Here is a 24,160-nt window from a genome sequence, read left to right on the forward strand (position 1 = left end):
ACCCCCTCCCCCGCGACCCCGAGCCTCTCGGAGCAGATCGCCCGCGCCGACCGGCTCGCCGTCCGCGACTGGCCCGCCGGCTTCCTCTGGGGATCCGCGACCGCCGCCGCTCAGATCGAGGGCGCCGGCCACGAGGGCGGCAAGGAGGACAGCATCTGGGACGCGTTCTCCCGCGTCCCCGGTGCGGTCGCGAAGGGCGACACCCCCGAGGTCGCGGTGGACCACTACCACCGGATGCCCGCGGACGTGCAGCTGATGAAGGAGCTGGGGCTCGGCTCCTACCGCTTCTCGGTCAGCTGGGCGCGCGTCAAGCCGGGCGATCGCGCGGTGAACCCCGAGGGCCTCGACTTCTACTCCCGCCTGGTCGACGAGCTGCTCGGCGCCGGCGTGCTGCCGTGGCTCACCCTCTACCACTGGGACCTCCCGCAGGCCGTCGAGGAGACCGGCGGCTGGGCGAACCGCGACACCGCCGAGCGCTTCCGGGACTACGCCGAGGCCGTCTACGAGAGCCTCGGCGACCGGGTGCAGCACTGGACGACGTTCAACGAGCCGTTCTGCTCGACCCTGCTCTCCTACGGGGCGGGCGTGCACGCCCCCGGCGTGATCTCGCAGCAGAAGGCCCTCGCCGCCGTGCACCACACCCACCTCGCGCACGGTCTGGCCGTCTCGACGCTCCGGCAGCTCGGCGCGCAGAACCTGGGCATCACGCTCAACCTCTCGAACGCCGTCCCCGACGACCCCGAGGACGAGGCCGACCTCGACGCCGCACGCCGCTTCGACGCGCTCCAGAACCGCATCTTCCTCGACCCGCTGCTGCGCGGCGAGTACCCCGAGGACCTGCTCGAGGACGTCGCCGGGCTCGGCCTCGACGAGCTGATCGTCGACGGCGACCTCGATCTCATCTCGCTCCCGCTCGACTTCCTCGGCGTGAACCACTACCACGACGACAACGTCTCGGCGCATCCGCTGCCGGCCGGAGCCGACGACTTCGCCCAGGCGACCGACCGCGAGGTCGGCTCCCCCTGGGTCGGCTCCGAGTTCATCACCTTCCCGTCGCGCGGTCTGCCGCGCACCGCGATGGACTGGGAGGTGAACCCCGACGGGCTGCGCTACCTGCTGACCCGCCTGGGCCTGGAGTACGAGAACCTCCCTCCGCTCTACGTGACCGAGAACGGCGCCGCCTACGACGACGTCGTCGAGGACGGCCGCGTGCACGACGCGGACCGCACGCAGTACGTGCTCGACCACATCGAGAAGGTCGCCGACGCGATCGACCAGGGCGCCGACGTCCGCGGCTACTTCGTGTGGTCCCTCCTCGACAACTACGAGTGGGCCTGGGGCTACGAGAAGCGCTTCGGCATCGTGCGCGTCGACTACGACACGCAGGAGCGGATCGTGAAGGACTCGGGCCTGGTCTACTCCCGACTGCTCGGCGGCAGCGCCGCGGCGATCCTGGACTGACCCGTGAGCGAGCCGACGGGCGTCCGCGGCGGGGGCCGCTCCCCCACCCTCGAGATGGTCGCGGCGCGGGCCGGAGTCTCGCGCGCGACGGTCTCGCGGGTGGTCAACGGCGCCCCGCAGGTGGCGGCCGAGATCGTGGCCGCCGTCGAGAAGGCGATCGGCGAGCTCGACTACGTGCCCAATCACGCGGCGCGGATGCTCGCCTCGCGGCGCACGCAGTCGATCGCGCTGATCGTGCCGGAGTCGACCGCGCGCGTCTTCGCGGACCCGTTCTTCGCCTCGATCGTGCAGGGCGCCGCGATGCGCCTGGCCGACACGGACTACACGCTCTCGATGCTGATCGCGTCCGAGACGGACGGCGAGAAGACGCGGCGGTACCTGCTCGGCGGGAACGTCGACGGGGCGCTCGTGGTCTCGCACCACTCGGGCGACCACTCCTACGCGGCGCTCTCGGGCACGCTGCCGATCGTCTTCGGCGGCCGGCCGCTCTCGCCCGACGAGCGCGGCTCCTACTTCGTGGACGTGGACAACACGGAGGGGGCGGCCGTCGCCACCGCGCACCTCATCGAGCGCGGCCGACGCCGGATCGCGACCATCGCGGGACCCGCCGACATGCCGCCGGGCGTCGACCGCCTGATCGGCTGGCGGGGCGCCCTCACCGACGCCGGCCTCGCCGACGACCTCGTCGAGTGGGGCGACTTCTCGCCGGCCAGCGGCACCGACGCGATGCGCCGCCTCCTCGACCGCGATCCCGACCTGGACGGCGTCTTCGCCGCGAACGACCAGATGGCGGTCGGCGCCTACGCCGCCCTCCGCGAGGCCGGCCGCCGGATCCCCGAGGACGTGTCCGTCGTGGGCTTCGACGACGATCTCTTCGCGCGGAACGCCGTCCCCGCGCTGACCACCGTTCGCCAGCTCCCCGACGAGCTCGGCGCCCGCATGGTGGAGCTGCTGACCGCCCGCATCGAGGGGCTCCCCGTGGAGCACCGCACGCTGATGCCGACGTCGCTGGTCGTCCGCGCCAGCAGCTGACGCCGGCCCGCGACTACGCGGAAGTCGCGGTACTCGCTCTCGAGTACCGCGACTTCCGTGTTCTGGGCGCGCCGGCAGTCGCTCGGCCACGTTCAGCAGACCCCGTCGTGGACCCGGAGGCAGGTTAACCGCCGGTTCCGCACGAGTGCGCAGGAGTCGCGGGGGTGGCGAGCGAGGACGGCGACGTCTGAGGAGTCGCGAGCGTCCGCGTCAGAGGAAGAGCGGCGCCGGGTCGAGGGCGGCGAAGCGGCGGCGCATGACGGCGACCGCGTCGGCGTGCTCGTCGACGAGGACGAAGCGGCGGCCGAGAGCGTGCGCGACGGCGCCGGTCGTGCCGGAGCCGGCGAAGAAGTCGAGGACGGCGTCGCCCTCGCGGCTGGACGCCTGCACGATGCGGCGGAGGATCCCCTCCGGCTTCTGCGTCGGGTACCCGGTCTTCTCGCGGCCGGTCGGCGAGACGATCGTGTGCCACCACACGTCGGTCGGCCGCTTACCGCGCTCGGCCTTCTCGGGGGTCACCAGGCCCGGGGCCATGTACGGCTCGCGATCCACGGCGGCGGAGTCGAAGTGGTAGCCGCGCGGGTCCTTCACGTAGACGAGGATCGTGTCGTGCTTGGTCGGCCAGCGGCGCGTGGCCTTCGCTCCGTAGTCGTACGCCCAGATGATCTCGTTGAGGAAGCACTCGCGGCCGAAGAGCGCGTCGAGCAGCACCTTCGCGTAGTGCGCCTCGCGGTAGTCGAGGTGGAGGTAGAGGGTGCCGTCGTCGGCGAGCAGCCGCCACGCCTCGGCCAGCCGCGGCTCGAGGAACGACCAGTAGTCGTCGAAGCGGTCGTCGTAGCGGAGCAGGTCGCCGCGGATCCGCTCGTAGCTGCGCCCCTTGAAGCCGGCGATCGTGCCGGTGGTGGAGCGCACCGAGGTGGTCGAGGTGCGCACCTGCGCCCGGCCCGTGTTGAACGGCGGGTCGAGGTAGACGACGGTGAAGGCCCCGTCGGCCAGCTGCGGCAGGACCTCGAGGTTGTCGGCGTGGAACACCGCGCTCCGCGACTCCGGGACGCCGTCCGCGATCTGGATCGTCCTGGGCACCCGGCAATTGTGCCAGTGCGCGCGAGCCCGGCGACACGCTCCGCGCCTCGCGCCCGCGCTCGACGGGTGCCGGGGAGGCTCCGGCGTAGAGTGGCGCGATGATCTCCGAGGTGCGCCACGACGAGGACTCGTCCCGCTACACGCTCTGGCTCGACGGCGAGACCGTCGGAGTCGCGGACTACGCCGTCCGCGGCCGCGACGTGGTCTTCCTCCACACCGAGATCGCGCCCGAGCACCGCCACGAGGGCCTCGGCGACACCCTCGTCGAGGCGGCCCTCGACGACGCGCACGAGCGCTTCGGCGGGCGCATCGTCCCGGCCTGCCCGTTCGTCGCCGAGTTCATCGCCGAGCACCCGGACTACCAGGAGCTCCTCGCGAGCTGAGGGGAGCCCGCCGGACCGGCCCGCCGCGTTCCACTCCGGGTCCACGCGCCGGCGACCGCCGCCCCGGACCCGCCGGTCAGGGGACGCGCCGCAGCCACTCCGGAGTCGAGTACTTCGTCCGCACCAGCTCCTCCGCCGCCGCGTACTCCTCCTCGGTCAGCGTCCCCGCCTCGCCGCCGTGCAGCTGCACGAAGGTCGCCTTCATCCGCTCGATGATCTCGGCGCGGCTGAGCCCGGTCTGGCTGCGCAGCGGGTCGACGCGCTTCACGGCGGAGGCGATGCCCTTGTCCGAGAGCTTCTCGCGGCCGATCCGCAGCACCTGCACCATCTTCTCGGCGTCGATGTCGTAGCTCATGGTCACGTGGTGGAGGACGGCGCCGGAGCCCAGGCGCTTCTGCGCGGCGCCGCCGATCTTGCCCGAGGGCGAGGTGATGTCGTTGAGCGGCTGGTAGACCGCGTCGATCCCGAGCGACTGCAGCGCGCTGACGGCCCACTCGTCGAGGAAGGCGTAGGAGTCGGCGAAGGTCAGCCCCTGGACGAGGTCGCCGGGGACGTAGAGCGAGTACGTGACGACGCTGCCCGCCTCCATGAACATCGCGCCGCCGCCCGAGATGCGGCGGACCACGTCGACGCCGTACTTCGCCGCGTTGTCGAGGTCGACCTCGTTGCGGAGCGACTGGAAGCTGCCGATGACGACGGCGGGCTGGTCCCACTCCCAGATCCGCAGCGTCGGCTCGCGACGGCCCTCGCCGACCGCGGCGGTCAGCACCTCGTCGAGCGCCAGGTGGGTCGCGGGAGGGACGGCCCGGTCGTGCACGATGCGCCAGTCGTAGTCGCGCCAGCTGGTCGCCTTCTGCAGCGAGCGGCGGATGGCGACCGCGACGGCCTCGGGCGTGAAGCCGAGCAGGACCGCGTCGGCCGGGAGCGCCTGCCGGATGGCGGCGGCGATGGACTTCGCGTCGGTCTCGGCCGGGAGGCCCACGACCGCGCGGTCGATGTCGTCGAGGGCCGTGTCGGGCTCGAGGAAGAAGTCGCCCGCCAGGCGGAACCCGGCGAACCTCCCGTCGACCACGTCGAGGTCGACGACCACGAGCTTTCCGCCGGGGACCTTGTACTCGCCATGCATGACGCCAGCCTAGGCGCGAGCCGGGGCGGGGAAGCGCTCGCCCAGCCACTCCACGAGATCGGCCGTGACCTCGGCCCGGTTGAGCTCCTGGAACAGCTCGTGCCGCGCCTCCGGGTACACCCGCACCGAGACGTCCGTGTACCCGGCCCGCCGCCGGTAGGCCTGGGCGAGCGCGCGCACCGACCGCTCGCCGCCGAGGGTGTCGTCGGCGCCCACGACCAGCAGCAGGGGCAGCGGATGCTCGGGCCCGCGCTTCGGGCGGCCGACCAGCCGCAGGGTCTCGACCAGCCCGATCCGCTTCGCGAGCGGCGTGGTGAAGGTGAGGGGGTCGTCGTGGAACCGCTGCCAGACCTCCGGGTCGCGGGAGAGCCACTCGAGGCCGAGGCCGCCGGCGACGCGGTGCCGCTTCGCCAGGTCGCCCGCGTTCATGTGCCCCGGGAGGCGGTAGGCCGTGCCGCTCAGCACGAGCGCGGCGTAGGCGCCGGAGTGGTGGTCGACGATCCGCTGCGCCATGAGCGACCCCCAGGAGTGGCCGAGCAGCACGATCGGCACTCCCGGGCTCTCCTCCGCGAGCAGCTCCGTCAGCCGGAGGATCGCCGCCTCGGTCGCGCGCAGGCCGCCCGGCCCCAGCAGTCCGAGCCGGGAGGAGTCGCCGCCGTGCTGCTCGAGGCCGGTCCGGCCGTGCCCGCGGTGGTCGTCCGCCGCGACCGCGTACCCGGCGGCGACCAGCGCCTCCGCCAGCTCGACGTAGCGCCCCGAGTGCTCGCCGACCCCGTGGGCCAGCTGCACGATCGCGCGGGGCGAGGGGTGCGGCCACCAGCGGTAGTGGATGACGACGCCGGAGGCGTCCTGGAAGGTCCTGTCGACAGCGGCGCCGGTCATGGTGACCAGTGTGGCGCTCCGGCCGCTGGGCGCGAGGGACGCGCGGAGAACTGAGAAGATACTCACGATCCATCGGCGGGCGCCCTGCTCGTCACGGTGCCTCGCTACCTTTTCCCTTGACGAGCGACCCCCGCGACCGTCCCCCGACCCCCCTTCACGAGCGAGGCCAGCCCCTTCATGACCGTATCGCCCCTGATCTGGACCCTGACGATCGTCTTCATCGTCCTGCTCCTGCTCTTCGACTTCTTCTTCCACGTCCGGAAGGCCCACGAGCCCACGCTGAAGGAGTCGTCGATCTGGTCGGCGCTCTACGTCGGCATCGCCGTGCTCTTCGGGCTCGGCGTCCTCGTCTTCGGCGGAGCGACGCCCGGATCGGAGTACTTCGCGGGGTACATCACCGAGAAGGCCCTCTCGGTCGACAACCTGTTCGTCTTCCTCATCATCATGGCGAGCTTCAAGGTGCCCCGCGCCGACCAGCAGAAGGTGCTCCTCTTCGGAATCGTCTTCGCACTGATCGCCCGCACCGGCTTCATCTTCCTCGGCGCCGCACTGATCAACTCGTTCGCCTGGGTCTTCTACATCTTCGGCCTGATCCTCCTGCTGACCGCGTTCAACCTGGTCAAGCCGGGCGACGACCACTCCAGCGACAACGTGATGGTGCGCCTGGCCAAGCGGATCTTCAAGACGAGCGACCAGTACGACGGCGACAAGTTCTACACGCACATCGACGGCAAGAAGGTCCTCACGCCGATGATCCTCGTCATGGCGGCGATCGGCGGAACGGACATCCTGTTCGCCCTCGACAGCGTGCCGGCGATCTTCGGCCTCACCAGCGACGTGTACCTCGTCTTCACGGCGACCGCGTTCTCGCTTCTGGGCCTGCGCCAGCTGTACTTCCTCATCGACGGTCTGCTCGACCGCCTCGTCTACCTCAGCATCGGCCTCGCCGCGATCCTCGCCTTCATCGGCGTGAAGCTGATCCTGCACGCGCTCCACGAGAACAACCTGCCGTTCATCAACAACGGCGAGCACGTGGAGGTCTTCGAGATCGGCACCGGACTGTCGCTCTCGGTCATCATCGGCGTCCTCGTGATCACGGTGATCGCCTCCCTCGTCAGCCCCAAGGGCCGCCGCATGGCCGCCGAGGCCGCCGAGCGCCGCCGCGTGGCCGAGGCCGCGGGCGCGGACGTCGACGCGACGCACTGAGTCGTCTCGTGCGCCGCGGGGCGGCGCACCGCGGTCGGCTCCCCTAGGCGGTCGGGTCCCGGAGAGCGGGTCCCGACCGCCTACGACGATCCGCTGACACGCGGATCGCCCGTTCGGCTCGACCGAACGCCGCGGGGCGGCGCACCGCGGTCGGCTCCCCTAGGCGGTCGGGTCCCGGAGAGCGGGTCCCGACCGCCTAGGAGGATCCGCTGACACGCGGATCCCCCGTTCGGCTCGACCGAGCACCGCACGCCGGTGCTCCGCAGTCAGCTCCCCTAGGCGCTCAGGTCCCCGAGAGCGGGTCCCGACCGCCGAGAACGCCCCGCCGGCTCGAGCGCGGACTCCGCTCGCGGAGGGTCAGCGGGCGCGGTAGCGGTGCTCCGGGCGGCCGGTGGTGCCGTAGCTGAGGGTCATCTCGACAAGGCCGCGGCCCGCGAGGCCCGAGAGGTAGCGCTGGGCGGTGGCGCGCGAGATGCCGGCGCGCTCGGCCACCTCGAGGGCCGACAGCTCGGCGCCCGACTCGGCCAGGCGCGCCAGGACGAGCTGCTCGGTCGCCGAGCGCGAGGGCTGCGCGGCGGTCGCGTCGCCCGAGTGCAGGATGCGCAGCGCCCGCTCCACCGCCTCCTGATCGGCCGCGCGGTCCTCCCGCAGCACGTTCCGGAACCGCACGTACGCGTCGAGGCGCTCGCCGAGCAGGCGCGCCTCGAACGGCTTGATGAGGTACCCGAGCGCTCCCGCGTGCAGGGCGCGCCGCACCGTCGCCCCGTCGGAGGCGGCGCTCACGACGAACGCGTCGGTGTCGAGCTCGCGGAGCAGCGCGATCCCGCTCTGATCCGGCAGGTGCACGTCGAGCAGCAGCAGATCGGGCGCGTGCTCGGCGACGGCCGCCCGCGCCGCGCGCGCCGTGTGCACCGGAGGAAGGGCCGTCAGCCCCTGCCGCGCCTCGACCAGGTCCGCGTGCAGCTGCGCGACCCGGAAGTCGTCGTCCACCACCAGCACCGTGCGCTCCCGCGCCGTGTCCGCGCTCATGACCCGTCCCCGTCCTGCTCCGGCGGCAGCACCGCTCCGGGGAGGCGCGCGCACAGCACGGCCCCCGACTCCGCTCCGCCGGCGTCCGCCAGCCAGACCTCGCCGCCGCGGCGGGCGGCCACCTCACGGCACAGCGGCAGGCCGAAGCCGCGGCCGTGCACGCGTCCGTCGTCCTCGACGGGGTCGCCCGCGCCGGCCCGGTCGAACAGCGAGTCCGGATCGAGCACTCCGTCGCCGGAGTCGGCGACCGTCACGAAGAGCGCGTCGCCGTCGTCGAGCAGCTCGACCTCGACGAAGCGCACGTCCCGCCGCCCCTCGACCGCCGCGCGCACCGCGTTGTCGACCAGGTTCCCGACCACCGTGGCGACGTCCTCCGGCTCGACGACGGTGCCGCGCACCAGCGTCTCCTCACCGAGCGTCAGCAGCACGCCGCGCTCGGCCGCCTCGATGCCCTTCGCGCCGACGAGCGCCTGGAGGTACGGCTCCTGCAGCCGGTCGGCGTGCTGCACCGGGTACTTGAGCGGGCCGCGGGTCAGCACCTCGTCGAGGTAGTCGCGCGCCGACGCGGTCCGCCCCGCATCCAGCAGGCCCGCGACCACGTGCAGGCGGTTGGCGAACTCGTGCCGCTGCACCCGGAGCGCGTTGGTCATCGCGCCGACCGCGTCGAGGCGCCGGCTCAGCGCGGCCAGGTCGGTGCGGTCGCGCAGCACCACTACCACGCCCAGGTCGCGGTCGCCGCGGGTCACCCGGCGGATGTCGACGTAGACGATGCGGGAGCGGACGACGAAGCCCTCCTCGCCTCCGGGGCGGGGCGGTTCGACGGAGTCCAGCGCGGCGCCGATCGCGTCGGCCAGCGGAACGGGCAGGTCGAGCTCCGCGAGCGGCCGCCCGTGCAGCGCCCGCCCGGTCGGATCGTCGGAGCCGAGGATCGCGGCGGCCCGCGCATTGCAGACGCCGACGCGCCCGTCGCGGTCGAGCGCGAGCACGCCCTCGTCGACCCCGTCGAGCACGGCGGCCTGGTCCTGCACGAGCGAGGTGAGCTCCTCCGGAGCGAGGCCGAGCGTCAGGCGCAGCAGGCGGCGGCGGATGAAGACGGAGGCGACGGCGGCGAGCACCAGCCCGGCGAGCGCCGCGGCGAGGACGCCGAGCAGCGCGGTCGGCAGGTCGGTGAAGACGCTGGAGCGCGCGAAGCCGATGCTGACCTCGCCGACGACCCGTTGCTCCCCCGCGGCGAAGACCGGGACCTTGGCCCGTGCCGACTCGCCCAGCGTGCCGGTGCCCCACGAGACGCTCTCGCGCCCGGCGAGCGCCTCGTCGGGGCTCGTCGAGACCCGCTTGCCGAGGCGGTCCTCGTCGGGGTGGGCGAGGCGGATGCCCTGGTCGTCGGTGATCACGACGAAGAGCGCGCCGGTGCGCTGCTCGACGGCGGCGGCGACGTCCTCGAGCGGTCCGCCGCGCAGCTCCGAGGCGGCGGGCGCGCCGGGCACGGCGGAGGACGCGGCGACCGCGTCGCGCACGTCGGGGTCCTCGGCGACGGTGCGGGCGATGGCGAGCGCCGTCCCCTCCGCCTCGCCGCGCAGCTGCTGGACGCTGAGCGCGGTGACGAGGCCGGCGCAGACCAGCACGGCGGCCGACACCGTGGCGAGCTGCAGGACCAGGACGTGGGTCGCGAAGCGCATCGGGGCCTCCTCGCCGTCGTCGTGCGCAGAATGCGCAGAAGCCACACTATGCGCAGATGTCGCCGTAATGAGCGATACCCCGGCGCCGGACGCGGGGCTGCCTAGGGTTTCCAGCATCTCCCGGCCGGCTCTCCCGCCGAGCGCGGGCGGAGGCACTGGACGAAGGAGTCAGCTGTGTTGGTAGTACTCGGTTTCACCATGATCCTGGCCTTCATGGCCCTGATCATGACCAAGCGGCTGACGCCGATGGTCGCCCTGATCGTCGTGCCGACGATCTTCGGCCTCTTCGCGGGCGCCGGCCTCGGCATCGGCGACATGGTCCTCGAGGCGATCGGCAGCCTCGCGCCCACGGCCGCGCTGCTGATGTTCGCGATCATGTACTTCGGGATCATGATCGACGTCGGGCTCTTCGACCCGCTGATCCGCTTCATCGTCCGCGCGCTCGGCGACGACCCGGCGAAGGTCGTGCTCGGCACGGCGCTGCTCGCGGGTGCGGTCTCGCTCGACGGCGACGGCTCGACCACCTTCATCGTCACCACCGCCGCGATGCTCCCGATCTACCTGCGCCTGGGGATGAACCCGGTCGTGCTGACCTGCGTCGCGGGCCTGGCCAACGGCACGCTCAACATCGTCCCCTGGGGCGGACCGACGGTGCGAGCCGCCGCGGCCCTCCAGGTCTCGCCGAGCGAGATCTTCGTGCCGATGCTCCCCTCGCTCGCGGTGGGCCTGGCCGTCACGCTCGTCTTCGCCTGGTTCCTCGGGCTCGGCGAGCGCCGCCGCCTCGGCTCGCTCGCGCTGGCCGAGCCGATGCTCGAGCAGGAGCTCGTCGGCGCCGGCCGCGGCTCCTCCTCCCGCTCGGGCGGCGCCCGCACCGGCGGCCTCGCGGCCCTGACCGGGGGCATCCGCACCGTCGCCCGGGAGCGCTTCTCCTTCCTCCGCGGTCCCCAGGCCCTGCGCGGAGCCCAGGTGGCGGTCGCCGCCCGCGTGCAGGCCGACGACGCCGACACCGCGATGGCCGACACGATGCTCGACCCCGAGCGCGAGACGCTGCGCCCGAAGCTGATCTGGGTGAACCTGGTCCTGACCCTCGCGGTGATGACGCTGCTGGTCGCCGACATCCTGCCGCTGCCCTACGTGTTCATGGTCGGCTCCGCGGTCGCCCTCCTGATCAACTTCCCGAAGATGAAGGACCAGGCGGCCGAGATCGTCAAGCACGCGCCGAGCATCGTGGGCGTCGTGTCGATGGTGCTGGCGGCCGGTGTGCTGATCGGCGTCCTCAACGGCACCGGCATGGTCGACGCCATGGCGGAGTGGGTCGTCGCGGTGATCCCGCCGGCGCTCGGACCGTTCCTCGCCGTGATCACCGGCGTGCTCAGCATCCCGATGACCTTCTTCATGTCGAACGACGCGTTCTACTACGGCATCCTCCCCGTGCTCTCCGAGAGCGCGGCGAACTACGGCATCTCGCCGGTCGAGATGGCGCGCGCCTCCATCACCGGGCAGCCGGTGCACCTCCAGAGCCCGCTGGTCCCGGCGATCCTCCTGCTCGTCTCCCTCGCCGCGGTGAACCTCGGCGACCACCACCGCAAGGTGCTGTGGCGAGCGGTCGTCGTCTCGCTGGTCATGCTCGCCGTCGGCGTGCTGGTCGGCTCGATCCCCTTCGGCTGAGGCCGGCGGAGCGGAGCGCCGAGCGATCGGAACGAGGACGGGACCTTCTGCTGCGGCGGGGGTCCCGTCCTCGTTCCGCGGCTCGGTCCCGCAGCCCGCGCTAGCGCAGCAGCGGCGCCAGGTTCTCGGTCCAGACGTCGGAGCCGACCTTGAGGATGAGGGCGCCGACCACGACGAGGAACGCGACCCGGATGAAGCGGCTGCCACGAGCGACGGCCATCCGCGAGCCGAGGTACGCGCCCGCCACGTTGGCGGCGCCCATCAGGAGGCCCAGCAGCCAGATCACGTGCCCGCCCGGCATGAAGTAGAGCAGGGCGCCGAGGTTGGTCGCGACGTTGACGATCTTCGCCTTGGCGCTGGCGAGCAGGAAGTCGTAGCCCAGCGCGGTGATCAGGGCGATGATCAGGAAGGTCCCGGTGCCCGGTCCGATCAGGCCGTCGTAGAAGCCGATCAGGAGTCCCAGCACGGCCGCCGTGACGAGGTGGCGCCGGCCCGCGTGCTTGAGCACCGTGACGCTGCCCAGTGCCGGGCGGGCGATCGTCACGACGGCGACCACGATCAGCGCGACGACGATGATCGGCTTGAACACCGCGGCCGGGAGGAGTCCGGCGAGCGTCGCGCCTCCGTAGCTGCCCGCGAGGGCGACCGCCGCCATCGGCAGTGCGGTGCGCAGATCGGGCTTCGCGCGCCGGTAGTAGGTGATCGCGCTGGTGGTCGTGCCGAAGATCGAGGCCAGCTTGTTCGTGGCGAGCGCCTGCACGGGCGAGATCCCCGGCACGAGGAGCAGGGCGGGGAGCTGGAGGAGTCCGCCGCCGCCCACGACCGCGTCGATCCAGCCGGCCGCGAAGGCGGCGAGGATCATCAGCGCGAGGACGGGGAGTCCGAGATCCTCTGTGAAGGTCAGCATCGGTCGGAAGCGTACGCGAGCACCGCGACCCCCTCGACCTCGGGGGCCGGGCCGCCCTAGGGTCGGCGGCATGCGATTCGGACTCTTCATCCCCCAGGGCTGGCGCCACGACCTCGTCGGCGTCCCGGCCGCCGACCAGTGGCGCACCATGAGCGACCTCGCCCGGCACGCCGACGACGGCGCCTGGGAGTCGATCTGGGTCTACGACCACTTCCACACCGTCCCGCAGGTGACGGAGGAGGCGACGCACGAGGCGTGGTCGCTGATGAGCGCGTTCGGCGCCACCACGTCGCGCGTGCGGCTGGGCCAGATGTGCACCTGCATGGGCTACCGGAACCCCGCCTACCTCGCCAAGGTCGCGACGACCGTCGACATCGTCTCGGGCGGGCGGGTCGAGATGGGCATCGGCGGCGGCTGGTACGAGCACGAGTGGCGCGCGTACGGCTACGGCTTCCCGCCGATCGCCGAGCGGCTGGGCCGGCTCGACGAGGGAGTGCAGATCCTGCAGCAGGCCTGGACGACCGGGTCCGCGACCCTCGACGGCCGCTACTACCAGGTGGACGGCGCGCAGAACCGGCCGCTGCCCCTGCAGGAGGGCGGCATCCCGCTGTGGGTCGCCGGCGGCGGCGAGAAGGTCACGCTGCGGATCGCGGCCCAGTACGCGCAGTACACGAACTTCGCCGGGACCCCGGAGGCGTTCGACCACAAGAGCTCGGTCCTCCGCGGGCACTGCGAGCGCCTGGGCACCGACTTCTCGGCGATCACCCGGAGCTCGAACTACAACGTCGTGATCGGCGAGACGGAGGCGGAGGTCGAGGCGGCGCTGCAGCGTCTCGAGGAGCGCGTGGTCCCGTACCTCGGCGCGGAGGGAGCGGCGTCCTTCGTCGCCGAGTACCGCAGCCCCGACGCGCTCGCGGTCGGCACTCCCTCGCAGATCGTCGACCGGCTCGCCGGCATGCAGTCGCGCGGGATGGACTACGGCATCCTCTACTTCCCGGACGCCGCCTACGACCGGTCCGGCATCGAGCTGTTCGAGCGCGAGGTGCTGCCGGCGCTCTCCTGAGCGCGGAGCGGCGGGGGCTCCTACGCCTCCCGCCCCCCGCCCGCAAGTCCTTGGGGCGCCCCGGCCCCGCGCCTACGGTCGGAGCATGGACGCACAGGACATCCGCTGGAACGACGAAGCCCGCGACAAGATCCTCGAGGACTCGGACAGGGTCCTCCGCGAGGCGGTGCTCGACCTCGCGACGAGCAAGAAGGGCGAGCCCTGGGAGGACGTGTTCGCGGAGCTGAACGCGCGCCTCAAGGACCGCTTCATCGACTTCGAGCCCGGCCCGGACCTCCGCAAGTACGCCGAGGCCGTCTCCGCCGGGGAGATCGAGACCGGCTCGTGAGCGAGCGCGACCGCGACGCCGCGCTCGAGGACGAGATCACCTCGATCCACGCCCTCGGCGAGGGCCGCGTCGGCGAGACGGCCGGCCCGGAGGACGAGGACCACGAGCTCTCGCCCGAGCAGGACGCCCGCATCGAGTCCGAGCTGAAGAGCCGGGGCAGCGAGAGCTGATCCCCCCGGTACGCGGAAGGCCCGCTCCCCCTCGAGGGAGCGGGCCTTCCGCGTGAGTCGCGACTACGCCGAGAGGGGCTCGTAGTCGGTGTAGCCCTCGGCTCCTCCGCCGTAGACCGTCTCCTGGACGACCTCGTTCTCGGGGTGCCCGCCCTGCCAGCGCTCGACCAGGTCGGGGTTGGCGATCGCCGGGCGGCCGACGGCCACGGCGTCGGCGTGGCCCTCGCTGATCAGCTCGGTCGCCTCCTCGCGGCTGGTCGGCGAGCCGAAGCCGCTGTTGGCGATGAAGACGCCGTCGAAGCGCGAGCGGAGGTCCTGGACCAGCTCGCCGGCGGGCTCGGCGTGCAGGACGCTGAGGTAGGCCAGGCCGAGCGGGGCGAGCCCGTCGACGACGGCCTCGTAGGTGGCGCGCACGTCGTCGGCGTCGGTCTCGACGACGTCCTGGATGTTGTGGGCCGGCGAGAGGCGGATGCCGACGCGGCCCGCTCCGACCTCGTCGACGATCGCGCGGGTGACCTCGAGCGGGAACGCGGCGCGCTCGGCCGGGGTCCCGCCGTACTGGTCAGTGCGCACGTTCGAGACGGGCGAGAGGAACTCGTGCAGCAGGTAGCCGTTGGCGCCGTGCACCTCGACTCCGTCGAAGCCGGCGTCGATCGCGCGGCGGGCGGCGGCGACGAACTCGTCGCGGACGGTCGCCAGCTCCTCGGTGGTCAGCGCGTGCGGCACCGGGAAGGGCTTCTTGCCGGAGGGGGTGTGCACCTCTCCGTCGATGGCGACGGCGCTCGGGGCGACGATGCGGTCGGTGCCGGTGATCTCGGTGTGCGAGACGCGGCCCGCGTTCATCAGCTGCATGACGATGCGCCCGCCCGCGGCGTGCACGGCGTCGGCGACGGCGCGCCAGCCCGCGGCCTGCGCGTCGGTCTCGATGCCGGGCTGCCCGGCGTAGCCCTTGGACTCGGCGCTGGGGAAGACGCCCTCGCTGATCAGCAGGCCCATGCTCGCGCGCTGGGCGTAGTACTCGGCGACGATCGCGCCGGGCACGCCCTGCTCGTCGGAGCGCAGTCGCGTCATCGGTGCCAGGACGATGCGGTTGGGGAGGTCGAGGTCGCCGGCGGTGAGGGGGGAGAACGGATCCACGGGATCGCCTTTCTACGGAGCTGTCTCAGGGGGCTGCCCTGAGGGGGGGAGGCACGTGCACCTGCGGCGCACTCCGGGCGGCAACCGCGAGCGGAGCACGGTCATTCCTCCTCCCGGCGTTCTCCCATCCCCCGCGCCCCGGGCACGCGGTCGACGGCCTGCCGCCTCCCGACTCCTGCTCGGACACCCGGGCTGTCTACACTCGGGAGGCGACGACGAAGGAGTGTGCGCGATGCCGGCGAGACCCCACCACCCCGTGAGCTACCGGCTGCTGCCGGCGCTCGGGGCCCTCCTGATCGCCGCGGTCCTCGCGCTGGTCCCCGCGACCGCGGCGACGGCCGAATCGCCCGTCTCCTTCTCCTCCTCCACCGTCCTCGACTCGGTCGGAGTGCTGAGCTCCGGAGAGACCGCCGAGATCGAGCAGGCCTCGCGGGCCCTCTACGACCAGCACCGCGTGCAGCTGTTCGTCGCCTTCGTCGACTCCTTCACGGATCCGTCCGACCGCGCCGCGTGGGCGGACGAGACCGCGACCCGCAACGGACTGGGCACCGACGACGTCCTCCTGGCCGTCGCGGTCGACGCCCGCCAGTACCAGGTGTCGGTCGCGCAGGGCTTCGCCCTCGACGACGCGCAGGTCTCCTCGCTCCAGTCCGACGACATCGAGCCGAGGCTCGCCGACGGCGACTGGGCCGGAGCCGCGGTGGCCGCCGCCGACGGGATCGGGCAGCGCCTCGACGCGCCCAGCGCCGGCGAGTCCCTCGGCTCGGGGCTGCTGATCGCGCTCGGCGTGCTCGCGGCCCTCGTCGTGATCGGCCTCGTGGTGCTGCTGCTCGTCCGCCGCGCGCGGAAGCGCCGCGCCCAGGAGGCGGTGGAGGCCTCGATCGACGAGCTCGCCACCCGTGCCGGGTCGGCCCTCGTCCACGCCGACGACGCCGTCCGCACCAGCGAGCAGGAGGTCGGCTTCGCGGAGGCGCAGTTCGGCGCCGACGCGACCGGCGCGTTCCGCGAGGCGCTCGTCACCGCGAAGCGCCTGCTCGGCGAGGCCTTCACCCTGCAGCAGCGCCTCGACGACGCCGAGCCGGAGACCGATCAGGAGCGCCGCGACGGCTACCAGCGCATCCTCCAGCTCTGCGCCGACGCCGAGCAGACGCTCGACGAGCGCGCGAGTGCGTTCGAGGAGCTGCGCGACCTCGAGAAGAACGCGCCGCAGGTCGCCGCCGCGCTCTCGGCTCGCGCCGCCGAGGTCGGCGACCGCCTCCCGTCGGCCCGCGCCCGCCTCGCCGAGCTCGCCTCCCGCTACGCGCCGACCGCGATCGACGACGTGGGCGACGACGCCGACCAGGCCGAGGACCGCCTCCGCTTCACCCGCGACCAGCTCGCCGGCGCCCAGCAGGCGCTGCAGGCCGGCGACTCCGGCCGCGCCGCCGTGCTGCTGCGCGCCGGGCAGCAGGCCGCCGAGCAGGCCTCCGGGCTCGTCGACGCGGTGGCCACGCGCGGCGACGAGCTGCAGAAGGCGGAGGCGTCGCTCGCCGGCCGCGTCGCCGAGATCCGCGCCGACGTGGCGCAGGGACGATCGCTCGCCGCCTCCCAGGACGCGGAGTCCGCCGCCCAGGCGCAGAACGTCGCCGCGGCGGTCGCCTCGACCGAGGCCGCCCTCGACGACGTCGAGCGCGCCGCCTCCGTGCGGCCGAACGACCCGCTCGCCCTGCTCGAGGCGCTCACCGCCGCCGACGCCACGATCGACGCCGCCGTCGGCGGGTTCCGCGACGCGCAGGCCCAGCGCGAGCGCGAGCGGGCCGCCCTCGGCGCCGAGCTCACCTCCGCCCGCAGCCGCGTCTCGGCCGCCGAGGACTTCATCGCGGCCCGCCGCGGCGCGGTCGGCTCCGAGGCGCGCACCCGCGTCGCCGAGGCCGCCCGCTCGGCCGAGTACGCCGAGCGCATCGCCGCCACCGACCCCCGCGAGGCTCTCGCCTCCGCCCAGCGCGCCTCGCAGCTCGCCCAGCAGGCGCTCGAGCGGGCGCGGGCCGACGCCGGCGCCTACTCCGCCCCGAACGCCGTCGGCAGCCCCTACGGTGGCGACACCACCGGCGCGTTCCTCGGCGGGATCCTGGTCGAGTCGCTCCTGGGAGGCGGACGCCGCAGCGGCTACCGCTCGGGCGGCTTCGGCGGAGGCGGCTTCGGCGGAGGCGGCTCGTCCCGGCGCTCCGGCGGCGGCGGCTTCGGCGGCGGGCGCAGCAGCGGCGGAGGCGGACGCCGCGGCGGCGGCGGGCGCTTCTGAGCGCCCCCGGGCATCCGCGCACGACCGACGACCACCGCCTCCCCCACGACTCCGGCACCACCTCCGACATCCGGCACCACCCACGACGCAAGGAGAGACACCCATGGCTCAGAGACAGTCGATCTTCGGCCGCATCGCGCAGCTCGCGAAGGCCAACATCAACGCGCTCCTCGACCAGGCCGAGGACCCGCAGAAGATGCTCGACCAGATGGTCCGCGACTACACCGACAGCATCCGCGACGCCGAGGCGGCGATCGCCACCACGATCGGCAACCTGCGCCTGCTCGAGGACGACTACCGCGAGGACGTGCAGAACGCCCAGGAGTGGGGCGGCAAGGCCCTCGCCGCGAGCCGCAAGGCCGACGAGCTGCGCACCGGCGGGAGCGCCGGCGACGCCGACAAGTTCGACGCGCTGGCCAAGGTCGCTCTGCAGCGCCAGATCCAGTCCGAGAAGGAGGCGAAGGACGCCGAGCCGACCATCGCCTCGCAGACCGAGGTCGTCGACAAGCTCAAGTCGGGCCTGAACCAGATGCGCGAGAAGCTGCAGCAGCTCTCGAGCAAGCGCGACGAGCTGATCGCGCGCTCGAAGACCGTCGAGGCGCAGAGCCAGGTCCAGGACGCCGTGAAGAGCATCGACCTGATGGACCCGACGAGCGAGGTGAGCCGCTTCGAGCAGAAGATCCGCCGCGAGGAGGCGCGCGTCCGCGGCGCGGAGGAGCTCGCCTCCTCGAGCCTGGACGCGCAGTTCGAGTCGCTCGAGGACCTCGGTGAGATGACCGAGGTGGAGGCGCGCCTCGCCGCGCTCAAGTCCGGGCGCCCGCAGGACTCGATCGGCTCCTGAGCCCGTGCGCCTCCGGCGGTCCCGCCGGAGGCGCACTCCCTTCCCGACACGCGCGGAGCGAAGGCTGGCAATCGCCATGGTGCGGTGCCGCCGCCGTCCCCGTAGTGTTCACACCAGGTTGCCCTTGACCCCGGTCGCCCTGATGCCGCGTCCGGCCCCTACCGACGCGGTGAACCATGAGCGGACCGCCCCCGTCGGGATCGCTCGCCGAGAGACCGTCGACGCCGACGGTCACCACGAAGAGCGAGGCGCCGATGAGCACCCCCACCACCACGTCCGTCACCGGAGGCGCCCCCCGCGTCGTCCGCACCCGCCCCCGCGCCGACGGCCGCGTCAACCCGACGACCGAGTACTCCGGTCTCCTCAGCACGGTCCGCGACGCGGGGCTCCTCCGCCGCCGCACCGGCTTCTACTACACGATGTTCGGCGCGCTGGTCCTCGCGCTCGGCGGCATCGTCACCGGCTTCGTCCTGCTGGGCGACTCCTGGTTCCAGCTCCTGCTCGCCGCCGCCCTCGGCATCGTGCTGACGCAGTTCGCCTTCCTCGCCCATGAGGCCTCGCACCGCCAGGTGTTCGAGTCCGGCAAGGCCAACGACGTCGCCGGCCGCACCCTCGCGAACCTCTTCGTCGGCATCAGCTACTCCTGGTGGATGACCAAGCACAGCCGCCACCACGCGAACCCGAACGTGCTGGGCAAGGACCCGGACATCGAGCGCGACGTCGTCTCCTTCACCGCCGAGGACGCGGCCCGCTCGCGCGGCCTCTACGCCTGGCTCACCCGCCGCCAGGGCTACGCGTTCTTCCCGCTCCTGCTGCTCGAGGGCCTCAACCTGCACCTGCACGGCTTCCGCACCGTGTTCGGCAAGGGAAAGGTCGACAAGCGCTGGGTCGAGATCACCATGCTCGTCACCCGCGTCGGCCTCTACCTCGCCGTCGTCTTCTGGGCCCTCCCCCTCGGCATGGCGTTCGCCTTCGTCGGCGTGCAGCTGGGCGTCTTCGGCCTCTACATGGGCGCCTCGTTCGCGCCGAACCACAAGGGCATGCCGCTGCTGCCGAAGGAGGCGCGCGTCGACTTCCTCCGCCGCCAGGTCCTCACCTCGCGCAGCATCCGCAGCACCTGGTTCACCGACCTCTACATGGGCGGACTCAACTACCAGGTGGAGCACCACCTCTTCCCGAACATGCCCCGCCCGGCGCTGCGCCGTGCGCAGGTCATCGCCAAGGAGTACTGCACCACCCACCAGATCCCCTACACCGAGACCTCGCTGATGGAGTCGTACGCGATCGTCGTCCGCTACCTCAACAAGGTCGGCCTGTCGGCCGGCGGCGACCCGTTCGACTGCCCCGCCGCCTCCGCCTACGGACGCTGAGCACTCCCCCTTCGGAGGCCCCTCGCACCTTCCCGGTGCGGGGGGCCTCCGTCGTTCGCGGGAGCGCAAGGGGGTGCCCCCGCGGGCGGCGGAGTCGTAGCGTCGGGACATGAGCAGCTCCGACTACGACATCGAGCCCACCCCCACCGACACGACCGACGGCACCGACACGACCGACGGCGCGCGCACGCCCGACCCCGCCACCGAGACCGGCACCTCCGCGGGCCTCGACGAGGTCGGCGGCGCGGCCTCCCCCCTGGCCGACGGCGTCGGCGCCGACGGCGAGGAGCAGAACCCCCCGCTGCCCGACTGGGGCCCCACCGACGGCGTCCACGGCACCGACGCCGAGACCGACGCCTCGGGCACCGAGCAGCACTGACACGGCTCCGCGAGGGACCTCCCCGGCCGGTCGGCGAACGTTCCGACCGCGTTCCGAGGAGGTCCCTCCGTGTTCGCCGGAGGGTCGGCCGGCGCTCGGTCGGCGCGCCCTACACTGGCGAAATGCAGCCGACCGAACGCGCCCTCCGCGTGATCTCCTACAACCTCCGGGAGCACCGAGCGCACGCCGAGATCGCCCCCCTCGCCGCCCGCCACGACATCGACGTCCTGTGCCTGCAGGAGTGCGACACCACGAAGCTGCCGCAGGAGGTGGGCTCGCTCCGGCTCGCGTCCGTCACGGCCCGCAACCGCCTGGGCCTGGCCGTCTACTACTCGCAGGACCGCTTCGAGCTCTCCGGCAGCGCCGCGTTCGAGCTCAGCAAGTCCATGCACGACCGCGTGATGTCCCCCGCTCACGAGCGCCTGCTGGCCGTCCGCCTCGACGACCGCGACGGCGGATCGATCGCCGTCTCCTCCTTCCACGCCGCCCCGCTCTCGGCCGGCAACGCCCTGCGCCGCAAGCAGATCGACGAGGCGCTCAACCGGCTGCGCGAGTACGCGCCGGACACCCCCTCCCTGATGGTCGGCGACTACAACTACCCGTGGTTCTTCCGCGGACTCGACCGCCGGATGACCCGGAACGGCTACCTGGTCTCGCGGAGCGACTCCCCCACCTACGCGCGCTACCGCTACTTCAGCGGCCACTTCGACTTCGCGATCAGCGACTCCGTGCGGATCGAGCGGGTCTCCACGCTGCCCCAGGGCGTCTCGGACCACCTCCCGGTGATGGTCGACGCGCACTACGGCGTCCCCGCCGCCTGAGCGCGGGGCCCGCGGGCCCGCGCGGTCGGTAGGCTCAGGGGGTGACGACCCTGATCCTCGCCCGGCACGGAGAGACTGTCTGGCACTCCGAGAACCGCTTCGCGGGCTCCTCCGACATCGCGCTGACCCCCCGGGGCCAGGACCAGGCGGCGACTCTGGCCGCCTGGGCCGTCGACGCAGACCTCGAGGCGGTGTACTCCTCCACCCTGGTCCGGGCCGTGCGCACCGCCGTGCCCGCCGCGCGGGCGGCCCACCTCGAGCTGCAGCCCGACCCGGCGCTGGTCGAGGTCGACTTCGGCCGCGGTGAGGGGCTGACCACCGACGAGATGGAGAAGCGCTTCCCGGACGAGTACCATGCGTGGGTCGCCGCACCGGCCATCCAGCCGATGCCCGGCGGCGAGTCCGGCCTCGACGCCGTCGCCCGCGCGAACACCTCGCTCGCCCGCATCCACCGCGAGCACCCCGACGGCCGCGTGCTCGTCGTCGCGCACGGCACGCTCATCCGCCTCCTGCTGTGCGCCTACCTCGGCATCAACCCGGAGACGTACCGGCACACCTTCCCGGTGGTCGACAACGTCTCGCTGACCACGCTGCGCTGGGACGCGACCGGCGTCGGCCTGCTCGGCTACAACGTCCCGCCCGTCCAGACGCAGCGGCGCTCCAGCTGAGCGCAGCGGCCGCTCCGGAGCGGCGCCCGGCGAGCGCGGGCTCGATCGGCCTGGTGCTCGGGTCGGTCGCGAGCGTGCAGCTGGGCGCCTCCTTCGCCGTGCTGCTCTTCCCCGCCGCGGGGCCGATCGGCACCGTCACGCTCCGGCTGGTGTTCTCGGCCGTCGTGCTGCTCCTGGTCTGCCGTCCGCGGCTGCGCGGCCACAGCCGGAGCGACTGGGCCACCGTCGCCGCCTACGGCCTCGCCCTCGGCGGGATGAACGCCTGCTACTACGAGGCCATCGCCCGGATCCCGCAGGGCGCCGCCGTCACCCTCGAGGTGCTCGGGCCGCTGACGCTCTCGGTGATCGCCGGGAGGAGCGTGCTGAGCCTGGTCTGGGCGGTGCTCGCGCTGGCCGGAGTGGTGACCCTGTCGCAGGGCGGGTTCTCGGCGCTGGACCCGGTCGGCGTCGGCTTCGCGCTGGGGGCCGCAGTGCTCTGGGCCGCGTACATCGTCTTCGCCGGCCGCACCGGCGGGCGGTTCCAGGGGATCGACGGGCTCGCGCTGGCGCTGGCGGCCGGTGCGATCGTGTCGCTGCCGTTCGGCCTCGCCTCCGCCGGGCCCGCCCTGGTGGTGCCGCCGGTGCTGCTCCTCGGGCTCGCCGTGGCGGTGCTCTCCTCCGCGGTGCCCTACGCGCTGGAGCTGCTGGCGCTGCGGCGCCTGCGCTCCTCCACCTTCTCGATCCTGATGTCGCTCTCCCCCGGGGCGGCCGCGCTCTCGGGCTTCCTCGTGCTCGGCCAGCGCCTCAGCGCCGTCGAGGCCGTCGGGATCGCGCTCGTGGTCGCCGCGAGCATCGGAGCGGTGCGGACCGCGCGGACCTCCGCCTGAGCGGCGGTTCTTTTGTTAGGCTAACTATGTGCCATCGACCGAGACCGCTCAGATCCAGACCCCGCAGACCGATCTCCCGCTGACCTCCCTCGCGGGCGAGGTGCGGGCAGCGGTCGGCCGGCTCGGACGGCGGCTCCGGCAGGAGAAGGCCCAGCACGAGCTCAGCGATCCGCAGTTCAGCGTGCTCGCGCTCCTGCACCGCGAGGGCGCGAAGACCCTCGGCGAGCTGGCCGAGGCGGAGCGGGTCCGCCCGCCCTCGATGACCCGCACGGTCGGCTGCCTGGTCGACGAAGGACTCGCGGAGCGCCTCGCCGACCCCGCCGACGGCCGCGTCACCCGCATCCGCCCCACTCCGACCGGCACCGCACTGGTGCTCGATGTGCGCCGCAGCCGCGACGCCTGGCTCGTGGCGCGCCTCGAGGAGCTCCCTCCCGAGGACCTGCGCCTGCTCCACGACGCGGCGGCGGTCCTGCGCGCGGTGGCCGACCGATGAGCGCGATGTTCCGCTCCCTCGCCGTGCCGAACTACCGCATCTGGTTCGCGGGCGCGATGGTCTCGAACGTCGGCACCTGGATGCAGCGCACGGCCCAGGACTGGATCGTGATCAACGACCTGACCGACCACGACGCGACGGCGCTCGGCGTGACCATGGCGCTGCAGTTCGGACCGCAGCTCGTGATGGTCCCCTTCTCCGGCTTCATCGCCGACCGCTTCGACCGGCGGAAGCTCCTGATGGCCACCCAGGGCGCGATGGGCGCGCTCGGGCTCGGCCTGGGACTCATCGTCGTGACCGGGGTCGTCCAGCTCTGGATGGTCTACCTCTTCGCCCTGCTGCTCGGCTTCGCCGCGGCGATCGACGCGCCCGTGCGCCAGACGTTCGTCTCGGCGCTGGTCGAGGAGCGCGACCTCACCAACGCCGTCTCGCTGAACTCGGCCTCCTTCAACTCGGCGCGGATGATCGGACCGGCCCTCGCAGGCGTGCTGATCGCCGCGGTCGGCTCCGGCTGGGTCTTCCTCCTCAACGCCGCGAGCTTCCTCGCCGTCCTGCTCTCGCTGCGCGCGCTGCACCGCGACCAGCTCCGCAGCGCCCCGCGCGCCACCCGCGGCCCGGGTGCCCTGCTGGAGGGGTTCCGCTACGTGTCGAAGCGGCCGGACATCCTCGTGGTGCTCGCGATCGTGTTCCTGATCGGCACCTTCGGCCTGAACTTCCCGATCTTCGCCTCGACGATGGCGACCGTCGAGTTCGACATGGGGGCGAGCGAGTTCGGCCTGCTCTCCTCCGCCATCGCCGTCGGCTCGGTGCTGGGGGCGCTCCTCTCGGCTCGCCGCGACCGCCCGAGGCTCCGGCTCATCGTCGGCGCCTCCGCGGCGTTCGGCGTCGCGCTCGCGCTGGCCGGCGTCATGCCGACGGTCTGGGCGTTCGCGATCCTGCTCCCCTTCGTCGGCATCGCGGCGCAGACGCTGATGACCTCGGCCAACGGCTACGTGCAGCTCTCGACCGCCCCCGAGATGCGGGGCCGGGTCATGGCGCTGTACATGGCCATCTTCGTCGGCGGCACCCCGATCGGCGCACCGCTGATCGGCTGGGTCGCGAACGCCTACGGCCCGCGCCAGGCGATGCTGGTCGGCGCCGCCTCCGGGATCGCGGCGGCCGCCATCGGACTCGCCTTCCACCTCCGCCTGCGCCGCGCCGCCCGGCTCGCGGCCCCCGGGCCGGAGGCCCTTCCCGCTACCGGCGGTGTCCCACTGCTGCGCCCCCGCGCCTAGGCTCCGTCAGCCGGTC

24 protein-coding genes are annotated in these 24,160 nt (G+C 73.0%); 17 read left to right on the plus strand and 7 right to left on the minus strand.

Annotation, left to right across the window (positions count from 1 at the left end; all coding sequences use genetic code 11):
• Positions 1-36 precede the first annotated feature (36 nt).
• Both C5C10_RS14285 and C5C10_RS14290 read left to right on the plus strand, forming a co-directional pair.
• Complete coding sequence (locus tag C5C10_RS14285) at positions 37-1,461, plus strand: GH1 family beta-glucosidase (protein WP_104329578.1); 1,425 nt, start codon at positions 37-39, stop codon at positions 1,459-1,461.
• Positions 1,462-1,515: 54 nt separating this feature from the next.
• Positions 1,516-2,493 carry a LacI family DNA-binding transcriptional regulator gene (locus C5C10_RS14290; RefSeq protein WP_104329579.1) on the plus strand — a complete coding sequence of 326 codons (978 nt, stop codon included), beginning with the start codon at positions 1,516-1,518 and terminating at the stop codon, positions 2,491-2,493.
• Positions 2,494-2,703: 210 nt separating this feature from the next.
• On the opposite strand, the gene C5C10_RS14295 is transcribed toward C5C10_RS14290, so the two are convergent.
• Positions 2,704-3,576, minus strand: coding sequence for a site-specific DNA-methyltransferase (locus C5C10_RS14295; RefSeq protein WP_104225160.1), 873 nt, complete (start codon positions 3,574-3,576; stop codon positions 2,704-2,706).
• 98 nt (positions 3,577-3,674) lie between these two features.
• Here C5C10_RS14295 and C5C10_RS14300 point away from each other — a divergent pair, with 98 nt between their 5' ends.
• Positions 3,675-3,959, plus strand: a complete 285-nt coding sequence (locus tag C5C10_RS14300) for a GNAT family N-acetyltransferase (RefSeq protein WP_104262724.1) — start codon at positions 3,675-3,677, stop codon at positions 3,957-3,959.
• 76 nt (positions 3,960-4,035) lie between these two features.
• Here C5C10_RS14300 and C5C10_RS14305 read toward each other — a convergent pair whose 3' ends face one another.
• Together C5C10_RS14305 and C5C10_RS14310 are read right to left on the minus strand one after the other, a co-directional pair.
• On the minus strand, positions 4,036-5,085 hold the full coding sequence (locus C5C10_RS14305) for a biotin/lipoate A/B protein ligase family protein (protein ID WP_104225162.1): 1,050 nt from the start codon (positions 5,083-5,085) through the stop codon (positions 4,036-4,038).
• 9 nt (positions 5,086-5,094) lie between these two features.
• On the minus strand, positions 5,095-5,967 hold the full coding sequence (locus C5C10_RS14310) for an alpha/beta fold hydrolase (protein WP_104233159.1): 873 nt from the start codon (positions 5,965-5,967) through the stop codon (positions 5,095-5,097).
• A 177-nt stretch (positions 5,968-6,144) separates the two neighbouring features.
• On the opposite strand from C5C10_RS14310, the gene C5C10_RS14315 reads away from it, so the two are divergent.
• Positions 6,145-7,173, plus strand: a complete 1,029-nt coding sequence (locus C5C10_RS14315; RefSeq protein WP_104223866.1) for a TerC family protein — start codon at positions 6,145-6,147, stop codon at positions 7,171-7,173.
• A gap of 357 nt (positions 7,174-7,530) precedes the next feature.
• On the opposite strand, the gene C5C10_RS14320 is transcribed toward C5C10_RS14315, so the two are convergent.
• Positions 7,531-8,202: a response regulator gene (locus tag C5C10_RS14320; protein ID WP_104223865.1), complete on the minus strand. Its 672-nt coding sequence runs from the start codon at positions 8,200-8,202 to the stop codon at positions 7,531-7,533.
• Positions 8,199-9,881 carry a sensor histidine kinase gene (locus C5C10_RS14325; protein ID WP_104329572.1) on the minus strand — a complete coding sequence of 561 codons (1,683 nt, stop codon included), beginning with the start codon at positions 9,879-9,881 and terminating at the stop codon, positions 8,199-8,201. The genes C5C10_RS14320 and C5C10_RS14325 overlap by 4 nt, the downstream gene beginning before the upstream one ends.
• A gap of 198 nt (positions 9,882-10,079) precedes the next feature.
• On the opposite strand from C5C10_RS14325, the gene C5C10_RS14330 reads away from it, so the two are divergent.
• Complete coding sequence (locus C5C10_RS14330; protein ID WP_104233156.1) at positions 10,080-11,549, plus strand: CitMHS family transporter; 1,470 nt, start codon at positions 10,080-10,082, stop codon at positions 11,547-11,549.
• A 100-nt stretch (positions 11,550-11,649) separates the two neighbouring features.
• Here the strand turns inward: C5C10_RS14330 and C5C10_RS14335 are convergent, their stop codons facing one another.
• Entirely contained in the window at positions 11,650-12,456 is an 807-nt protein-coding gene (locus tag C5C10_RS14335) for a TSUP family transporter (protein ID WP_104329573.1), read from the minus strand.
• A 70-nt stretch (positions 12,457-12,526) separates the two neighbouring features.
• Between C5C10_RS14335 and C5C10_RS14340 the strand changes: the two genes are divergently transcribed.
• The 3 genes from C5C10_RS14340 (at position 12,527) to C5C10_RS17935 (ending at position 14,017) form a co-directional block, all read left to right on the plus strand.
• Positions 12,527-13,519 carry an LLM class F420-dependent oxidoreductase gene (locus tag C5C10_RS14340; RefSeq protein WP_104223861.1) on the plus strand — a complete coding sequence of 331 codons (993 nt, stop codon included), beginning with the start codon at positions 12,527-12,529 and terminating at the stop codon, positions 13,517-13,519.
• A gap of 85 nt (positions 13,520-13,604) precedes the next feature.
• Positions 13,605-13,847, plus strand: a complete 243-nt coding sequence (locus tag C5C10_RS14345) for a hypothetical protein (RefSeq protein WP_068251275.1) — start codon at positions 13,605-13,607, stop codon at positions 13,845-13,847.
• Positions 13,844-14,017 (plus strand): hypothetical protein, encoded by a 174-nt coding sequence (locus C5C10_RS17935; protein WP_181073473.1) that lies wholly within the window; start codon positions 13,844-13,846, stop codon positions 14,015-14,017. The genes C5C10_RS14345 and C5C10_RS17935 overlap by 4 nt, the downstream gene beginning before the upstream one ends.
• Positions 14,018-14,080: 63 nt before the next feature.
• Here the strand turns inward: C5C10_RS17935 and C5C10_RS14350 are convergent, their stop codons facing one another.
• Positions 14,081-15,154 carry an alkene reductase gene (locus tag C5C10_RS14350; protein ID WP_104238614.1) on the minus strand — a complete coding sequence of 358 codons (1,074 nt, stop codon included), beginning with the start codon at positions 15,152-15,154 and terminating at the stop codon, positions 14,081-14,083.
• A gap of 232 nt (positions 15,155-15,386) precedes the next feature.
• On the opposite strand from C5C10_RS14350, the gene C5C10_RS14355 reads away from it, so the two are divergent.
• The 9 genes from C5C10_RS14355 (at position 15,387) to C5C10_RS14395 (ending at position 24,144) form a co-directional block, all read left to right on the plus strand.
• Positions 15,387-17,432 carry a TPM domain-containing protein gene (locus C5C10_RS14355; protein WP_104329574.1) on the plus strand — a complete coding sequence of 682 codons (2,046 nt, stop codon included), beginning with the start codon at positions 15,387-15,389 and terminating at the stop codon, positions 17,430-17,432.
• Between the two features lie 103 nt (positions 17,433-17,535).
• Positions 17,536-18,273, plus strand: a complete 738-nt coding sequence (locus C5C10_RS14360; RefSeq protein ID WP_104223858.1) for a PspA/IM30 family protein — start codon at positions 17,536-17,538, stop codon at positions 18,271-18,273.
• A gap of 254 nt (positions 18,274-18,527) precedes the next feature.
• Positions 18,528-19,643 carry an acyl-CoA desaturase gene (locus C5C10_RS14365; RefSeq protein WP_104226226.1) on the plus strand — a complete coding sequence of 372 codons (1,116 nt, stop codon included), beginning with the start codon at positions 18,528-18,530 and terminating at the stop codon, positions 19,641-19,643.
• Between the two features lie 109 nt (positions 19,644-19,752).
• Positions 19,753-20,022 (plus strand): hypothetical protein, encoded by a 270-nt coding sequence (locus C5C10_RS14370; protein ID WP_104226203.1) that lies wholly within the window; start codon positions 19,753-19,755, stop codon positions 20,020-20,022.
• 122 nt (positions 20,023-20,144) lie between these two features.
• A complete protein-coding gene (locus C5C10_RS14375; protein WP_104223855.1) occupies positions 20,145-20,843 on the plus strand; it encodes an endonuclease/exonuclease/phosphatase family protein in 699 nt (232 codons plus the stop codon).
• 41 nt (positions 20,844-20,884) lie between these two features.
• A complete protein-coding gene (locus C5C10_RS14380; protein WP_104223854.1) occupies positions 20,885-21,511 on the plus strand; it encodes a histidine phosphatase family protein in 627 nt (208 codons plus the stop codon).
• A 53-nt stretch (positions 21,512-21,564) separates the two neighbouring features.
• A complete protein-coding gene (locus C5C10_RS14385; protein WP_244229480.1) occupies positions 21,565-22,377 on the plus strand; it encodes a DMT family transporter in 813 nt (270 codons plus the stop codon).
• Positions 22,378-22,405: 28 nt separating this feature from the next.
• Positions 22,406-22,870: a MarR family winged helix-turn-helix transcriptional regulator gene (locus C5C10_RS14390; RefSeq protein ID WP_258060605.1), complete on the plus strand. Its 465-nt coding sequence runs from the start codon at positions 22,406-22,408 to the stop codon at positions 22,868-22,870.
• Complete coding sequence (locus C5C10_RS14395; protein WP_104223853.1) at positions 22,867-24,144, plus strand: MFS transporter; 1,278 nt, start codon at positions 22,867-22,869, stop codon at positions 24,142-24,144. The genes C5C10_RS14390 and C5C10_RS14395 overlap by 4 nt, the downstream gene beginning before the upstream one ends.
• Positions 24,145-24,160 lie beyond the last annotated feature (16 nt).

Origin of the sequence: Rathayibacter sp. AY1A3 (genome assembly GCF_002930975.1) — a bacterium.
Taxonomy (GTDB): Bacteria; Actinomycetota; Actinomycetes; order Actinomycetales; family Microbacteriaceae; genus Rathayibacter.

Excerpts from the sequence above, each read along its gene's own strand:
- C5C10_RS14370 (WP_104226203.1), top strand. The coding sequence starts at position 19,753 with ATGAGCAGCTCCGACTACGACATCGAGCCCACCCCCACCGACACGACC.
- C5C10_RS14315 (WP_104223866.1), top strand. The coding sequence starts at position 6,145 with ATGACCGTATCGCCCCTGATCTGGACCCTGACGATCGTCTTCATCGTC.
- C5C10_RS14290 (WP_104329579.1), top strand. The coding sequence starts at position 1,516 with ATGGTCGCGGCGCGGGCCGGAGTCTCGCGCGCGACGGTCTCGCGGGTG.
- C5C10_RS14330 (WP_104233156.1), top strand. The coding sequence starts at position 10,080 with ATGATCCTGGCCTTCATGGCCCTGATCATGACCAAGCGGCTGACGCCG.
- C5C10_RS14300 (WP_104262724.1), top strand. The coding sequence starts at position 3,675 with ATGATCTCCGAGGTGCGCCACGACGAGGACTCGTCCCGCTACACGCTC.
- C5C10_RS14340 (WP_104223861.1), top strand. The coding sequence starts at position 12,527 with ATGCGATTCGGACTCTTCATCCCCCAGGGCTGGCGCCACGACCTCGTC.
- C5C10_RS14305 (WP_104225162.1), bottom strand. The coding sequence starts at position 5,085 with ATGCATGGCGAGTACAAGGTCCCCGGCGGAAAGCTCGTGGTCGTCGAC.
- C5C10_RS14310 (WP_104233159.1), bottom strand. The coding sequence starts at position 5,967 with ATGACCGGCGCCGCTGTCGACAGGACCTTCCAGGACGCCTCCGGCGTC.
- C5C10_RS14345 (WP_068251275.1), top strand. The coding sequence starts at position 13,605 with ATGGACGCACAGGACATCCGCTGGAACGACGAAGCCCGCGACAAGATC.
- C5C10_RS14335 (WP_104329573.1), bottom strand. The coding sequence starts at position 12,456 with ATGCTGACCTTCACAGAGGATCTCGGACTCCCCGTCCTCGCGCTGATG.
- C5C10_RS14355 (WP_104329574.1), top strand. The coding sequence starts at position 15,387 with ATGCCGGCGAGACCCCACCACCCCGTGAGCTACCGGCTGCTGCCGGCG.
- C5C10_RS14365 (WP_104226226.1), top strand. The coding sequence starts at position 18,528 with ATGAGCACCCCCACCACCACGTCCGTCACCGGAGGCGCCCCCCGCGTC.
- C5C10_RS14320 (WP_104223865.1), bottom strand. The coding sequence starts at position 8,202 with ATGAGCGCGGACACGGCGCGGGAGCGCACGGTGCTGGTGGTGGACGAC.
- C5C10_RS14375 (WP_104223855.1), top strand. The coding sequence starts at position 20,145 with ATGCAGCCGACCGAACGCGCCCTCCGCGTGATCTCCTACAACCTCCGG.
- C5C10_RS14360 (WP_104223858.1), top strand. The coding sequence starts at position 17,536 with ATGGCTCAGAGACAGTCGATCTTCGGCCGCATCGCGCAGCTCGCGAAG.
- C5C10_RS14395 (WP_104223853.1), top strand. The coding sequence starts at position 22,867 with ATGAGCGCGATGTTCCGCTCCCTCGCCGTGCCGAACTACCGCATCTGG.
- C5C10_RS14325 (WP_104329572.1), bottom strand. The coding sequence starts at position 9,881 with ATGCGCTTCGCGACCCACGTCCTGGTCCTGCAGCTCGCCACGGTGTCG.